General features: G+C 71.5%; 8 protein-coding genes. All 8 read left to right on the plus strand.

The features are described 5' to 3' along the window. Positions 1 to 197 precede the first annotated feature (197 nt). Positions 198 to 2,600: a sodium-translocating pyrophosphatase gene (locus ACFY2Z_RS26630; protein ID WP_390746616.1), complete on the plus strand. Its 2,403-nt coding sequence runs from the start codon at positions 198 to 200 to the stop codon at positions 2,598 to 2,600. Positions 2,601 to 2,819: 219 nt separating this feature from the next. Then, a complete protein-coding gene (locus ACFY2Z_RS26635; protein WP_390746617.1) occupies positions 2,820 to 3,428 on the plus strand; it encodes a small secreted protein in 609 nt (202 codons plus the stop codon). 55 nt (positions 3,429 to 3,483) lie between these two features. Then, complete coding sequence (locus ACFY2Z_RS26640; RefSeq protein WP_390746618.1) at positions 3,484 to 5,013, plus strand: methyltransferase; 1,530 nt, start codon at positions 3,484 to 3,486, stop codon at positions 5,011 to 5,013. Positions 5,014 to 5,891: 878 nt separating this feature from the next. Beyond that, positions 5,892 to 6,089: a hypothetical protein gene (locus ACFY2Z_RS26645; RefSeq protein ID WP_390746619.1), complete on the plus strand. Its 198-nt coding sequence runs from the start codon at positions 5,892 to 5,894 to the stop codon at positions 6,087 to 6,089. Between the two features lie 255 nt (positions 6,090 to 6,344). Further along, entirely contained in the window at positions 6,345 to 9,185 is a 2,841-nt protein-coding gene (gene topA, locus ACFY2Z_RS26650; protein ID WP_390746620.1) for a type I DNA topoisomerase, read from the plus strand. Positions 9,186 to 9,427: 242 nt separating this feature from the next. Then, on the plus strand, positions 9,428 to 12,634 hold the full coding sequence (gene tmk / locus ACFY2Z_RS26655) for a dTMP kinase (RefSeq protein WP_390746621.1): 3,207 nt from the start codon (positions 9,428 to 9,430) through the stop codon (positions 12,632 to 12,634). Positions 12,635 to 12,837: 203 nt separating this feature from the next. Next, positions 12,838 to 14,043, plus strand: a complete 1,206-nt coding sequence (locus ACFY2Z_RS26660) for a DNA polymerase III subunit delta' (protein ID WP_390746622.1) — start codon at positions 12,838 to 12,840, stop codon at positions 14,041 to 14,043. Positions 14,044 to 14,185: 142 nt separating this feature from the next. Next, entirely contained in the window at positions 14,186 to 15,841 is a 1,656-nt protein-coding gene (locus ACFY2Z_RS26665) for an alpha/beta hydrolase (RefSeq protein WP_390746623.1), read from the plus strand. Positions 15,842 to 15,942: the final 101 nt, after the last annotated feature.

The raw sequence follows: 15,942 nt of genomic DNA on the forward strand, positions 1-15,942 counted from the left end.
GCGCGATAATTTGATCAAGCGCTGATCCAGTCAATGCTTTTGGGGCATTACCTCTTTCGGGTTCTGTGTCTCACGTGCGATCTTTTACTGAAGAGCACGTGAAGGCCAATTCCGCTTGCCGTGCACTGTTTTGATCAGGTCCCGGTACCTACAATCCGTCCACATCTTGAGCTCAGCCCAAGCGTCAAGGAGGACGAATGGCGGGGCTTTCTACCCCTCAACAGTTTGACCATCCCACAACCCTCGCAGCGGCCGTACTGACCGACAGCAACCGCCTGATCGTGATCGCGATCGGCGTGGTCGCCCTCGCGGCCCTCGTGGTCGCCGGGATTCTGGTGCGCCAGGTACTCGCGGCGGGCGAGGGCACCGACAGCATGAAAAAGATCGCCGCGGCGGTCCAGGAAGGCGCCAACGCCTATCTGGCCCGGCAGCTGCGCACGCTCGGCGTATTCGCCGTGGTCGTGTTCTTCCTGCTCATGCTGCTGCCCGCGGACGACTGGAATCAGCGTGCCGGACGGTCGGTGTTCTTCCTGATCGGTGCGGCGTTCTCGGCGGCCACCGGCTATATCGGCATGTGGCTCGCCGTACGCAGCAATGTGCGGGTCGCGGCCGCGGCACGCGAGGCGACCCCGGCGAAGGGCGAGCCCGAGAAGGACCTCACCACCGTTTCGCACCGAGCCATGAAGATCGCTTTCCGCACGGGTGGCGTCGTCGGCATGTTCACGGTGGGGCTCGGTCTGCTGGGCGCCTCCTGCGTGGTGCTGGTGTACGCGGCGAACGCCCCGAAGGTCCTGGAGGGCTTCGGTCTCGGCGCGGCCCTGATCGCCATGTTCATGCGTGTCGGCGGCGGAATCTTCACCAAGGCCGCCGACGTCGGCGCCGACCTGGTCGGCAAGGTCGAGCAGGGCATTCCGGAGGACGACCCGCGTAATGCCGCGACCATCGCCGACAACGTGGGCGACAACGTCGGCGACTGTGCGGGCATGGCGGCCGACCTCTTCGAGTCGTACGCCGTGACGCTGGTGGCCGCGCTGATCCTCGGCAAGGCCGCGTTCGGCAACTCGGGGCTGGCGTTCCCGCTGATCGTGCCCGCGATCGGGGTCGTGACCGCGATGATCGGAATCTTCGCGGTGGCGCCGCGGCGCGCCGACCGCAGCGGCATGTCCGCGATCAACCGGGGCTTCTTCATCTCGGCGGTGATCTCGCTGGCGCTGGTCGCCGCGGCCGTCTACTCCTATCTGCCGTCGTCGTACGCCGCCCTCAAGGGCATCTCCGACGCGGCGATCCGGGCCAAGGACGGCGACCCGCGGATCCTCGCGCTCGTCGCGGTGGCCATCGGCATCGTGCTCGCCGCGCTGATCCAGCAGCTGACCGGCTACTTCACCGAGACCACCCGCCGCCCGGTGCGGGACATCGGAAAGACCTCGCTGACCGGACCCGCGACCGTCGTCCTCGCCGGAATCTCCCTCGGCCTGGAATCGGCCGTCTACACGGCGCTGCTGATCGGGCTCGGCGTGTACGGAGCGTTCCTGCTGGGCGGCACGTCGATCATGCTCGCGTTGTTCGCGGTGGCGCTGGCCGGCACGGGTCTGCTCACCACGGTCGGCGTGATCGTCGCCATGGACACCTTCGGGCCGGTCTCCGACAACGCCCAGGGCATCGCCGAGATGTCCGGCGATGTCGAGGGCGCGGGCGCGCAGGTGCTCACCGACCTGGACGCCGTGGGCAACACGACCAAGGCGATCACCAAGGGCATCGCCATCGCCACCGCCGTTCTCGCGGCCTCGGCGCTCTTCGGCTCGTACCGCGACGCGATCACCACGGCCGCACAGGACGTGGGCGCAAAGGTCGGCGACGGCGGACCGATGAGCCTGGTCATGGACATCTCGCAGCCCAACAACCTGGTCGGCCTCATCGTGGGCGCGGCGGTCGTCTTCCTCTTCTCGGGGCTGGCGATCAACGCCGTGTCGCGGTCCGCCGGGGCGGTGGTCTACGAGGTGCGACGGCAGTTCCGTGAGAAGCCCGGGATCATGGACTACACGGAGAAGCCGGAGTACGGCAGGGTCGTGGACATCTGCACCAAGGACGCCCTCAGGGAACTGGCCACCCCCGGTCTGCTCGCAGTCATGGCGCCCATCGCCCTCGGCTTCACGCTGGGCGTCGGTGCGCTCGGCGCGTACCTCGCGGGCGCGATCGGCACCGGCACGCTGATGGCGGTCTTCCTGGCCAACTCGGGCGGCGCCTGGGACAACGCCAAGAAGCTCGTCGAGGACGGGCACCACGGCGGCAAGGGCAGCGACGCGCATGCCGCGACGGTGATCGGCGACACGGTCGGCGACCCCTTCAAGGACACCGCGGGCCCGGCGATCAACCCGCTGCTGAAGGTGATGAACCTGGTGTCGCTGCTCATCGCGCCGGCGGTCATCAAGTTCTCGTACGGCAGCGACAAGAGTCTCGGCGTCCGGATCCTGGTCGCGGTCCTCGCCCTTGCCGTGATCGCGACTGCCGTGTACATCTCCAAGCGGCGTGGAATCGCAGTGGGGGACGAAGACAACGCCGAGCGGGTCAGCAAGTCACCCGACGCGGCGGTGGTTTCGTAGCGGGCCACACGGCACCCGCTTTTCCGCCTGGTCAGGTACGGACAAAAGGGCGGGCGTACGGCGCTCATCGCGAGCCTGTACGCCCGCCCTGTCCGTGTTCATGCCTCTCTGCGTGACCCTTCTCTCTCTTGGTGTAAATGCCTGCAAGGGCGGTCATCAGCGACAATCGCCGCGCGGCCGTCGCCCGGTTGGCGTGTATCTTCCGGGGCCGAGAGAGCCATGGAAGGGACCAATCCGGTGAACAAGAAGCTCGCAGCCGCACTGTCCGGCGGTGCGGTACTGGTACTGGCACTGTCGGGATGCACCAGCGCCGGCAAGAGCAGCGTCAGCGAGGACAAGCTCGGGACCTGGGCCAAGCAGGTCTGTGACGCGGTGCAGCCCCAGGCGAAGAAGATCGCCGACGCCAGCACCGCGATCCAGAAGCAGACCTCGGACAACAGCACGCCCGAACAGGTCCAGAAGACGGACTCCCAGGCCTTCCAGGACATGTCCGACGCCTACAAGGCGATCGGCGCGGGCGTCGAGAGAGCGGGCGCGCCCGAGGTCGACAACGGCGCGGCCAAGCAGAAGAACGCGGTCCAGGAGCTCAACAGCATCTCCACGGCGTACGCCGGCCTCCAGAAGCAGATGGACGGGTTGAACACGAAGGACCAGGCGAAGTTCGCCGACGGGCTCAAGGGGATCGCGACCCAACTCGACAAGCTGAGCAAGAGCGGGAACGACGCGCTCAAGCAGCTGGAGGCGGGCGAGGTCGGCGTGGCGATGACGAAGCAGGCGAGCTGCAAGAGCGCCTCCACGTCCGCCTCGGCCCCGGCGACGACTGGCTGAACGGCGCGTTCCGGGTGGCCGGTGCTGCGGTCAGGGCCGGCCTTCCCGCGCCACAATGGGGGGCGTGAGTAACTCCAGTCTGTCCACGCTGCCCTCCACCGATCGAGCCGACGTCACCGCACGGCTGCGGGACGCCCTGCTGGCGGCCTCCTTCACCGCCGACGGGCTGCTCGAACTGCTCGGTGCGCCCGCGTACGCGGCGCTCGCCCGGAGCGAGACCGTGCCCGCGCTCCGGGCCACACGCGGGGACACACCGCTGGAGACCCTCGTCCGGCTGTTTCTGCTGCAACAGCCGGTACCGCACGCGCGCGTGGCGGGCGTTCTGCCCGTCGACGCGTGCGTGGACGCCGGCTGGCTGGTACGCACCGGGGGCGACGAGCTCGCCGCGACCGTGGACGTCCGGCCGTACGGCGGATCCGACGGCGAGGACTGGTTCATCGTCTCCGACCTGGGGTGCGCGGTCGGCGGGGCGGGCGGCATCGGCAGCCGGGACGAGCAGGTCGTCCTGGGGGTCGGCGGCGCCTCCACCACCCTCGCCGGGATCACCGTGCGTGCCCCCGTCGGCTCCGCCCTCGACCTCGGCACGGGTTCCGGCATCCAGGCGCTGCACGCCGCCCAGCACGCCACGCGCGTGACCGCGACCGACGTCAACCCGAGGGCCCTGCACATCGCCGCGCTGACCCTGGCGCTGTCCGGCGCCCCGGCCGCGGATCTGCGCCAGGGCTCGCTGTTCGAGCCGATCCGGGACGAGGAGACGTACGACCTGATCGTCTCCAACCCGCCCTTCGTGATCTCACCGGGCGCCCGGCTCACCTACCGCGACGGCGGGATGGGCGGGGACGATCTGTGCCGCACGCTCGTTCAGAAGTCGGGGGAGCGGCTGAACGGGGGCGGGTTCGCGCAGTTCCTCGCCAACTGGCAGCACGTGGAGGGGGAGGACTGGCAGGACCGGCTGCGCTCATGGGTGCCGCGCGGCTGTGACGCCTGGATCGTGCAGCGCGAGGTCCAGGACGTCACGCAGTACGCCGAGTTGTGGCTGCGGGACGCGGGCGACCACCGCGGCGACACGGCGGAGTACCAGGGGCGCTACGACGCCTGGCTCGACGAGTTCGAGGCGCGCAAGGTCCGCGCGGTGGGCTTCGGCTGGATCGCGCTGCACCGGACGGACGCCGCCGAGCCGTCGATCACGGTCGAGGAGTGGCCGCACCCGGTGGAGCAGCCGCTCGGCGCCACGGTGCGCGCGCACTTCGACCGCATCGACTATCTGCGGGAGCACGACGACGCGGCCCTGCTCGCCGGGCACTTCAGGCTCGCCGCCGAGGTCGTGCAGGAGCAGGTCGGGCTGCCCGGCGCGGAGGACCCCGAGCACGTCGTGCTGCGCCAGAACCGCGGGATGCGGCGTGCCACGAAGGTGGACACGGTCGGCGCGGGCTTCGCGGGCGTCTGCGACGGCACGCTGAGCGCGGGGCGGATCCTCGACGCCATCGCCCAACTCGTCGGCGAGGACCCCGTTTTGCTGCGCGACCGGACCCCCGCACAGATCCGGCTTCTGGTCGAGCAGGGGTTCCTGGAGCCGGCGCGCTAGTTGTTCTGTCCTGAGAGGTTGTGGACGGGTGAGCCAGGTCTCGGCTGAGGGATCTTGAACAGGCGAGGGCCTTCCGGTTCGGTGTGGATTGCGACGTCTACACCAGCAGAAAGGCCCTCGTGGTCCACCGTGATACACCCCTGACCGCGACCGGCCGGCGGCGTCTGGTGCTGGGGGTGCCCCCACGCCTATCAGGCAGTGGGGGAGCATCGCAGGGCGGAGGGTCGTCCGCGTACTGGGCGTACGCGGACGACCCCGACAACGCGGCGAGGTGCCGTGCCAGGCGTCGCGAGCCAGACGGGACTTCGAAACACGCCCTGGCAGGGCGACGGGCGCGATCGCGGGGGCGTGCGCGGCGCACTGGGCCTTACCCGTTCGGGTGCTCACACCCGCGCACCCGTCAGACTGCTCGCCGCGACGGGGCTCCGCACCCAGGGCGGAGAGGCGCGGGCCGGGGTTCCGGGGGGCGTGAAACCGGCCAACATCCGCCGGGCGCAGCCCGATTCGCGCGACCCGCACGCGCGCGTGCTGGCGCGGAGACTGGGCGGGTGCGGCGCAGGAGCGGCCTCGGAGCCGCACGCGCCCGGCTCGCACGGCGTACGGCCTCGGGGTCCTGCGAGCCAGGTCCACGACATGGTCCGCGAGTCTCGCCCACGAGCCAGGCCTACGAGCCCGGTCCACGGTCCGCAATCCACGAGCCCTGGGCTCCGCGATCCCGAGACCAGCGACCGGGCTCACGCGCCGGGAACCGGGCCAGGGGGCGTACGGGTGACGTATCGGGACTCGTCCGCCGCGCGTTCACCCCGGGTTCGTGCACACGCCTCCCGGACGTGTCAGCCTCGCGTCGCTGGGCAGTGCGGGAACGGAGGGAACGGGACATGGAGAGCGGACCGGCGATCTTCGCGGGCACGGTGTTCGCCCTGTTCGGGGCCGGGCTGCTGACCTGGACCGCGACCCGGCTGTACCGCCGCGAGCTCGTTGCCGAGGGTGTGAGCCGCGTCGCATCCGCCACCCTCGCGAGCCTCGTCGCCCTGGCCGCGCTCGCCGCCGGGGCATGGTGCCTCACGCGCCTCTGACATCACGGTTCCCGGTCGTCCGCCGACCGGGTCTCCGGTAACTGGGAGATCACCCTCCGGACAGGGCCGAGAGGACTGTCCGCCACTCCGGGCGGCAGGAATGCCGGTAGTCGGGTTACCGTTCGAGTGGCCGTTGCGGGCTTTTCCCGTTTGACACGGGGGCGGGATGTACCGTCACACTCCGCAGCGTCACCATGACCCGACCCCGGGACGAAGGCCTGGGGAGGCCGAAGTCGACCGGAGAGAAGAGCGAAGTTGTCCCCGACCAGCGAGACCGCACAGGGCGGTCGCCGACTCGTCATCGTCGAGTCGCCTGCCAAGGCGAAGACGATCAAGGGCTACCTCGGCCCCGGCTACACCGTCGAGGCGAGTGTCGGGCACATCCGCGACCTTCCGAACGGCGCCGCGGAGGTGCCGGAGAAGTACACGGGTGAGGTACGCCGCCTCGGCGTCGACGTCGAACACGACTTCCAGCCGATCTACGTCGTCAACGCCGACAAGAAGGCCCAGGTCAAGAAGCTCAAGGACCTGCTGCGGGACTCCGACGAGCTCTTCCTCGCCACTGATGAGGACCGCGAGGGCGAGGCCATCGCCTGGCACCTCCAGGAGGTGCTGAAGCCGAAGGTCCCGGTCAAGCGGATGGTCTTCCACGAGATCACCAAGGACGCGATCCAGCAGGCCGTCCGCAATCCGCGCGAGCTGAACCAGAAGCTCGTGGACGCCCAGGAGACCCGTCGTATCCTCGACCGCCTCTACGGCTACGAGGTCTCGCCGGTCCTGTGGAAGAAGGTCATGCCGCGGCTGTCGGCGGGCCGTGTGCAGTCCGTGGCGACCCGCCTGGTCGTGGAGCGGGAGCGGGACCGCATGGCGTTCCGCTCCGCCGAGTACTGGGACCTGACCGGCACCTTCGGCACCGGCCGCGCGGGCGACCCGTCCGACCCGTCGACCCTGGTGGCACGGCTTGCGACCGTCGACGGCAAGCGCGTCGCCCAGGGCCGTGACTTCGACTCGCTGGGCCGGCTGAAGAGCGCGAACACCCTGCACCTCGACGAGCAGAACGCCCGGGCGCTGGCCGCCGCCCTGGAGAACACCCGGTTCTCGGTCCGCTCGGTCGAGTCCAAGCCGTACCGCCGCTCGCCGTACGCTCCGTTCCGTACGACGACGCTGCAGCAGGAGGCCAGCCGCAAGCTCGGCTTCGGTGCGAAGGCCACCATGCAGATCGCGCAGAAGCTGTACGAGAACGGCTTCATCACGTACATGCGTACGGACTCCACGACCCTCTCGGACACGGCGGTCACCGCCGCCCGCGCCCAGGTCACGCAGCTGTACGGGGCGAACTACCTGCCCGAGCAGCCGCGCACCTACGCGGCCAAGGTCAAGAACGCGCAGGAGGCGCACGAGGCGATCCGTCCTTCGGGTGATCGTTTCCGCACCCCCGCGGAGACGGGTCTGACCGGAGACCAGTTCAAGCTCTACGAACTGATCTGGAAGCGGACCGTCGCCTCCCAGATGAAGGACGCCACCGGTAACTCGGTCACCATCCGCATCGGTGGCACCGCCGCCGACGGACGGGACGCCGAGTTCAGCGCGTCCGGCAAGACGATCACCTTCCACGGCTTCCTGAAGGCCTACGTGGAAGGTGCCGACGACCCGAACGCGGAGCTGGACGACCGCGAGCGCCGGCTGCCCCAGGTCGCCGAGGGCGACGCGCTCAGCGCCGAGGAGATCACGGCCGACGGCCACTCCACCAAGCCCCCGGCGCGCTACACCGAGGCGTCGCTGGTCAAGGAGCTGGAAGAGCGCGAGATCGGCCGCCCGTCGACGTACGCGTCGATCATCGGCACGATCCTCGACCGCGGCTATGTGTTCAAGAAGGGCACGGCCCTCGTGCCGTCCTTCCTGTCCTTCGCCGTGGTCAACCTGCTGGAGAAGCACTTCGGGCGGCTCGTCGACTACGACTTCACCGCCAAGATGGAGGACGACCTCGACCGTATCGCGCGCGGCGAGGCCAAGGCCGTGCCGTGGCTGAAGCGGTTCTACTTCGGCGAGGGCACGGTCGAGGGCGTCGCCGCGGACGCCGGCAACGGCGACGGCGACCACCTCGGTGGTCTCAAGGAACTGGTGACCGACCTGGGCGCGATCGACGCGCGCGAGGTGTCGTCGTTCCCCGTCGGCAACGACATCGTGCTGCGCGTCGGCCGCTACGGCCCGTACATCGAGCGGGGCGAGAAGGACTCCGAGGAGCACCAGCGCGCCGACATCCCGGCCGACCTGGCGCCGGACGAGCTGACGGTCGAGCTGGCCGAGGAACTGCTCGCGAAGCCGAGCGGCGAGCGCCCGCTGGGCACGGACCCGGAGACGGGCCGTCCGATCGTCGCCAAGGACGGCCGCTACGGCCCGTACGTCACGGAGATCCTCCCCGAGGGCACCCCGAAGACGGGCAAGAACGCGATCAAGCCGCGCACGGCCTCGCTGTTCAAGTCGATGTCCCTGGACACGGTGACCCTCGACGACGCGCTGCAGCTGATGTCCCTGCCGCGGATCGTCGGCACCGACGCCGACGGCCAGGAGATCACCTCGCAGAACGGGCGCTACGGCCCGTACCTGAAGAAGGGCACGGACTCGCGGTCGCTGCAGTCCGAGGACCAGATCTTCACGATCACGCTGGAGGAGGCGCTGGCGATCTACGCCCAGCCCAAGCAGCGGGGTCGCGCGGCCGCCAAGCCGCCGCTGAAGGAGCTGGGCGAGGACCCGGTCAGCGGGAAGCCCGTCGTCGTGAAGGACGGCCGCTTCGGGCCATACGTCACCGACGGGGAGACCAACGCCACCCTGCGTTCGAGCGACAGCGTCGAGACCATCACGCCGGAGCGCGGCTTCGAGCTGCTCGCGGAGAAGCGCGCCAAGGGGCCCGCCAAGAAGACGGCGAAGAAGGCTCCGGCGAAGAAGACGGCGTCGACGGCGGCGAAGAAGACGGCCGCCAAGAAGACCGCCGCGAAGAAGACGGCGGCGGCCAAGACGACTGCGAAGAAGACGACTGCGAAGAAGGCCGCGGCCGCGAGGACGACCGCGGCCTCGAAGGACAGCGCCGAGGACTGAGCCCGGTCCCCGTGCCTCGCGTGGGCGCCCCTGCGGCAGATCGCCGCACGGGCGCCCTCCGGCGTTTCCCCGCAAGGACGCCCTCCGGACCTATCTCCTCATGGGCGTCGTCCGGACGGATTCCGCCGCCCACGCTCACATCGGCTTCGCGAAACGCACGCTCCTGCATCAGTTCGATGACAGGCGGGCGCACGTTCGGGCGCCTGCCACGGGCTGTCCGTGGCTGCCGATAGGCTGAAAGCATGACGCGAGCCGAGCAGCCAACGGCCCAGAACCCGGCCCCCGACGACGCCCTGGTCGCAGATTCCCGCGAGCGCGCCGTCCGCGCCCTGCTGCGCCGGCCGCAGCTGAAGCGGCTGTGGAGCGCCCAGCTCGTGGGCGGGGTGGGTGACGCCCTTGCCCTCTTTGTACTTGTCATGCTCGCTCTCCAGGCGGCCATCACCCAGGGTTCCTTCGGCGGTGGATACCGGGGCGTGGCGTTCGCGATCGCGACTGTCTTCGGCGCGCGCATTCTCGCCATCGTGCTCTTCGGGGCCGTTCTCCTCGGCCCGCTCACCGCGCTGACCTCCAAGGAGGGACCGCTCGACCGCCGCTGGACCATGGTCGGCGCGGACGCGTTCAGAGCCGCCCTGCTGATCGTCGCCCCCCTGTGGATCGACTGGACGCCGGCCAACGCGCTGCCGGTCCTGCTGGTCACCGCCTTCGTCACCGGGGTCGCCGAGCGCTTCTGGACGGTGTGCCGCGAGAGCGCGGCGCCCACCCTGCTGCCCACGCCGCCGTTGGAGGGCGCAACGGTGCGTCCGCTGCCGGACCACATGGACGCGCTGCGGCGCCTGTCGCTGCGTACGGGATTCGTGGCGGTGCCGCTGGCGGCCGCCGCGCTCGTCCTCGTGTCGCTCCTGAGCAACCTGCTGGGCACGGGCATCGCCTGGTTCTCCCTGCACCAGGCGGCCCTGGCCTCGTATGTCGCGGCCGGTCTGTTCGCCGCCTCGCTGTCCGTCGTCAGCTCCCTCGAACTGCCCGACGCCCGCACCCCCCGTGCGCGGTCGCCGCTGGAGGGCCTGCGCCGCCCGCGGACGGGCTCGGGCGTCGACAAGGGCCGTACGGGCGCCATCCCGCTGCTGGTGCCGGCCTGCGCGGCCGTCGCCGGGGCCGTCTCGGCCGCCGTCGCCGTCTCCGTGCTGCTGGCCAAGGACCTGGCCGGCGGCCCGGTGACATACGGCCTGCTGGTCCTCGCGCTGACCGGCGGCACGGTCGTCGGCATCCGTACGGCGCCCCGCATGCTGCCGTCGCTGTCGCGGCGCCGGCTGCTCGCCCTGGCGATCGCGTTCACCGGGGTCGCACTGCTCGCCGGCGGGCTCGTCCCGGACGTCACCACCGTGCTGCTGATCGTGGCGCTCGCGGGCGTCGGCGCGGGTGTCTCGGCGAACACCGGGCACACACTGCTCGACCAGGAGACCGAGGACCATCGGCGGGGCAGGACCACCGAGCACCTCCAGGCGGTCGTACGGGTCTCCGTGGCCATCGGCGCCCTGGTGGCACCCGTGGTGGCCGGGGCGATCGGGCCGCACCGGCTGCAGAACGGCAAGTTCGTGTTCGCGCACGGGGGCGCCGCCTTCACCCTGATGCTGGTGGGCGCGCTGCTGCTGCCGGTGGCGGCGCTGGTCCTGGCCAAGGTCGACGACCGCTCCGGGGTGCCGCTGCGGCGCGACCTGCGCGATGCGCTGCGCGGCGACGACCCGGTGGAGGCGGCCGCCGAGAGCGGCTTCTTCATCGCTCTGGAGGGCGGCGACGGAGCCGGGAAGTCCACCCAGGCCGAGGCGCTCGCCGAGTGGATCCGGGCCAAGGGGCACGAGGTCGTGCTGACCCGTGAGCCGGGGGCGACACCGGTCGGCAAGCGGCTGCGGTCGATCCTGCTGGACGTCTCCAGCGCCGGTCTGTCGCACCGCGCGGAGGCGCTGCTGTACGCGGCGGACCGCGCGGAGCACGTCGACACGGTCGTCCGGCCGGCCCTGGAGCGGGGCGCGGTCGTGATCTCCGACCGGTACATCGACTCGTCCGTGGCCTACCAGGGAGCGGGCCGGGATCTGTCCCCGACGGAGATAGCCCGGATCAACCGGTGGGCGACCAACGGTCTGGTCCCCCATCTCACCGTCCTGCTGGACGTGGCCCCCGAGACGGCGAGGGAGCGGTTCACCGAGGCGCCGGACCGGCTGGAGTCGGAACCGGCCGAGTTCCACGCGCGCGTACGGTCCGGATTCCTCACGCTGGCCGCCGCCGACCCCGGGCGCTATCTGGTCGTCGACGCCGGTCAGGAGCCCGAGGCGGTCACCACGGTCATCCGCCACCAGCTCGACCGGCTGCTGCCGCTGTCCGAGGCCGAGGTGAAGGCCCAGGAGGAGGCACGCCGCAAGGCCGAGGAGGAGGCCCGGCGCAAGGCCGAGGAAGAGGCCGCGCGCAAGGCCGAGGAGGAGCGGCTGGAGCGCGAGCGCCAGGAGCAGCTCGCCAGGCTCCGGGCCGAGGAGGAGGAGCGCAAGCAGCGCGAGCTGGAGGAGGCGCAGCGCCGCGAGGCGGAACGGCAGGCGGAGGAGGCCCGGCAGCGGGCCGAGGAAGCCCGTCGGCGCGCCGAGGAGGAGCGGGCCCGCCTTCTCGCGGAGGAGCAGGCCAGGCAGGCCGAGGAGGCCCGGCGCAAGGCCGAGGAGGAGAAGCGGCGCAGGCAGGCCGAGGAGGAGGCCCGGCTGCGGGCCGAGGCCGAGGAGCGCCGTCTGGAGAAGCAGCGCAAGGCCGAGGAGGCGCTGCTGCGGGCCGAGGAGGCACGACGGGCCGCGGCCGAGGCGGCGGCTTCGGCTGCTGCGGCCGCTTCGGGTACCGCTTCGGGTTCGGGCACGACCGGCGGCGGAGCGTCCGGTTCCGAGGGCGGGTCCTCGCGGGGCTCCGGGGTCTCCCGGGCGGACAACGAGTCCACCGTGCCCACGCCGCTCGTGACGCCGTCGAACGCGTCCGGCGGGCCCGCGGACGAGACCGCGGTCCTGCCGCCGGTCCGGCCGGTGGAGAGGGAGGCGGAGACCACGGCGAAGCTGCCGAGGCCGCCGGAGCCGCAGGGTGCCGCCGACGAGACGGCGTTGCTGCCCCCGGTGGTGCCGGGCGCGGCCGACGAGACGGCCGTGCTGCCGCCCGTGCGGGACGCCGACGCCGGTGATCCGGCGGACCGGGTGCCGCCGGGCTTCTTCCGCGACGAGCAGGCGGCACCGCGGCCCGACGGGACCGAGGACCGCACGCGGGAGCTGCCGCAGATGGACAGCGAGGGCCGTCCGCGGCGCCGGCCCCGTCCGGACTGGGCGGAGGAGACCCCGCTCGACGACCTCCCGAGCCTGGCGGACGAACTGCTCGGCTCCCGCGAGGACGAGGGCTGGGACGACGACGATCGCGGGCGGGGCCGGCGCGGCTGAGAGGGGCCGTGCCGCCGGGCCCTGCCGCCCGCATGACGCCGACCGTCGGCTGCCCCGATCGTCCGTGGCGGCCGGTCGTCCGTGGTGGCCGGTAGTCCGTGGTGGCCGGCAGCAGTGGCTGTCAGCAGTGGCGCACACAGTTGTCAGTGGCGGCCCGCACAATGGATCGCGGCAGGGCGAGTACGACGGAAAGGCGGTGTCCCGTGACCGTGTGGGACGACCTCGTGGGACAGGAGAAGGTGAGCGAGCAGCTCGGCGCGGCTGCCCGCGACGCCGACGCCCTCGTCACCGCGGCCGCCACCGCCGCCCCGCCGCCCGAGGCGTCCAAGATGACGCACGCCTGGCTGTTCACGGGCCCGCCCGGCGCGGGGCGTACGCGGGCGGCGCGGGCGTTCGCCGCGGCGTTGCAGTGCGTGAGCCCCGACCGCGCACTCGGAGGCGCCCCCGGCTGCGGCTTCTGCGACGGGTGCCACACCGCCCTGGTCGGCACCCACGCGGACGTGACGACGGTCGCCGCCGTCGGCACGCAGATCCTCGCGGACGACATGCGCGACACGGTCCGCAAGTCGTTCACGTCGCCGGCGAACGGCCGCTGGCAGGTGATCCTCGTCGAGGACGCCGAGCGGCTGAACGAGAAGTCGGCCAACGCGGTCCTGAAGGCGGTGGAGGAACCCGCTCCGCGTACGGTCTGGCTGCTGTGCGCGCCGTCCCTGGAGGACGTCCTCCCGACGATCCGCTCCCGCTGCCGCCACCTCAATCTGCGCACCCCGTCCGTGGAGGCGGTCGCGGACATGCTCGTCCGGCGCGACGGCCTCGACCCGGAGGCCGCGTTCGCCGCCGCCCGCGCCACCCAGGGCCATGTCGACCGCGCCCGCCGACTGGCCACCGACGAGGGCGCCCGGGCCCGCCGGGCCGCCGTACTGAAGCTCCCGCTGCGGATCGACGACATCGGCGGCTGTCTCAAGGCGGCCCAGGAGCTGGTCGACGCGGCCACGGAGGACTCCAAGCAGCTCGCCGAGGAGATGGACGGCAAGGAGACCGAGGAGCTGAAGGCGGCGCTGGGCGCGGTGCAGGGAGGCCGGATGCCCCGCGGCACAGCGGGCGTGATGAAGGATCTGGAGGACAAGCAGAAGCGCCGTAGAACGCGTACTCAGCGCGACAGCCTGGACCAGGCCCTCACCGACCTCACCGGCTTCTACCGCGACGTCCTCGCCCTCCAGCTCGGCTCCCGTATCGCCCTGGCGAACGCGGACGCGGAGGACGCCCTGGAGCGCCTGGCCAGGGGCAGCACGCCCGAGTCGACACTCCGTCGTATCGAGGCGATCGCCGCCTGCCGGGAGGCCCTGGACCGCAATGTGGCGCCCCTGCTGGCCGTGGAGGCGATGACGATGGCGCTCCGGGCCGGGTGAAAAGGGCCGAAGTGGTAAGGGGAGCCGACGCAGGCCCGCCCATGAGGGGGATACGGCCCGCGGCGGATTGACGGTGTCACTCGTACGAAGGGCCGAGGCGACGGAGAGCGATCAGGCCATCCCGCAGAGTTACGCTCACGGAATGCAGACCAGGCGCATCACCGGACCGTCCCCCTCGCCCCGTTCCCGCCGCTCTCGCCGTCCCCGCTCCCGTCCGTTCCCCCTCCTCCGACTCCTCCGTCCACCCCGGGCGTTGCGGACGGCCGGTGCGCTGCTCGCCGCCGCCGCGCTGCTCGGGTCGGCCTGCTCCGCCAGAGGCGCTACGACGGCGACGGCAACGGACGCGGGACTGGCCGCGCTGCCCCGGGCCACGCCGGCGGCGCTCTCCTCGTACTACGCGCAGCGGCTGACCTGGAGTCCCTGCAAAGTCCCCGGCTTCGAGTGCGCCACGATGAAGGCGCCCCGCGACTACGACAAGCCGGCCGCGGGCGACGTGGCACTGGCCGTGGCCCGCAAACGGGCCAAGGGCCCCGGTAAACCCCTCGGCTCGCTGCTGGTGAACCCGGGCGGGCCGGGCGGCTCGGCCGTCGGCTATCTGGAGCAGTACGCGGGCACCGGCTACCCGGCGGAGATCCGCGCCCGCTACGACATCGTGGGCATGGACCCCCGCGGTGTGGGCCACAGCCAGCCGGTCGTCTGCCTCGACGGGCGCGAGATGGACGCGTACGCGCAGACCGACCTCACGCCCGACAACCAGGCGGAGGTGAACCAGCTCGTCGCTTCGGACAAGAAGTTCGCGGAGGGCTGCGGGCGGCACTCGGCGAGCCTGCTGCGCCATGTCTCGACGGTCGAGGCGGCCCGTGACATGGACATCCTGCGCGCGGTGCTGGGCGACCAGAAGCTGAGCTATGTGGGCGCGTCCTACGGCACGTTCCTCGGAGCGACGTACGCGGGGCTGTTCCCGGACCGCGTGGGCCGACTGGTGCTGGACGGCGCGATGGATCCGTCCCTGTCCGCCCGCAAGCTCAACGAGGACCAGACGGCGGGTTTCGAGACGGCCTTCCAGTCCTTCGCCAAGGACTGCGTCCGGCAGTCCAACTGTCCGCTGGGCGGCCGGGGCACGTCGCCGGCCAAGGTGGGCGACCATCTGAAGGCGTTCTTCGCGCAGCTCGACGCCTCCCCCCTCGCGGCGGGCAACGCCGGCGGCCGCAGGGTCGGCGAGGCCCTGGCCACGACCGGGGTGATCGCCGCGATGTACGACCAGGCGGCCTGGCCCCAGCTGCGCGAGGCGCTGACCTCGGCGATCAAGCGCCACGAAGGGGCCGCGCTGCTCGCGCTGTCCGACAGCTATTACGAGCGCGACGCGCACGGCAAGTACGCGAACCTGATGTCCGCGAACGCGGCCGTGAACTGTCTGGACCTGCCGTCGGCGTTCTCCGGCCCGGCGGAGGTGGAACAGGCGCTTCCGGCGTTCGAGAAGGCGTCGCCGGTCTTCGGGAAGGGACTGGCCTGGTCGTCGCTGAACTGCGCGTACTGGCCGGTGCAGGCGACGGGCCGGCCCCACCGCATCACCGCCCAGGGCGCGGCGCCGATCGTGGTGGTCGGCACGACCCGGGATCCGGCGACCCCGTACCCCTGGGCGAAGGCCCTGGCCTCGCAGCTCTCCTCCGGCAGGCTTCTGACGTACGAGGGCGACGGACACACGGCGTACGGTCGCGGCAGCAAGTGCATCGACGCGGCGATCGACGCCTACCTGCTGCGGGGTACACCCCCGGCGAAGGGAAAACACTGCTCGTAGCTGCTCCCGACGCCCCGGAGGCACTGCCTCCGGGGGGTGGTCGGAGCACCCAGGGAAACTGTGTAGACTTACCGACGTTGCTGATCGCACCATAGTGCGGA

The sequence above is a fragment of the Streptomyces sp. NPDC001222 genome, from assembly GCF_042896945.1.
Taxonomy (GTDB): domain Bacteria; phylum Actinomycetota; class Actinomycetes; order Streptomycetales; family Streptomycetaceae; genus Streptomyces; species Streptomyces gibsoniae.

Excerpts from the sequence above, each read along its gene's own strand:
- ACFY2Z_RS26630 (WP_390746616.1), top strand. The coding sequence starts at position 198 with ATGGCGGGGCTTTCTACCCCTCAACAGTTTGACCATCCCACAACCCTC.
- ACFY2Z_RS26635 (WP_390746617.1), top strand. The coding sequence starts at position 2,820 with ATGGAAGGGACCAATCCGGTGAACAAGAAGCTCGCAGCCGCACTGTCC.
- ACFY2Z_RS26640 (WP_390746618.1), top strand. The coding sequence starts at position 3,484 with ATGGGGGGCGTGAGTAACTCCAGTCTGTCCACGCTGCCCTCCACCGAT.
- ACFY2Z_RS26645 (WP_390746619.1), top strand. The coding sequence starts at position 5,892 with ATGGAGAGCGGACCGGCGATCTTCGCGGGCACGGTGTTCGCCCTGTTC.
- tmk (WP_390746621.1), top strand. The coding sequence starts at position 9,428 with ATGACGCGAGCCGAGCAGCCAACGGCCCAGAACCCGGCCCCCGACGAC.
- ACFY2Z_RS26665 (WP_390746623.1), top strand. The coding sequence starts at position 14,186 with ATGCAGACCAGGCGCATCACCGGACCGTCCCCCTCGCCCCGTTCCCGC.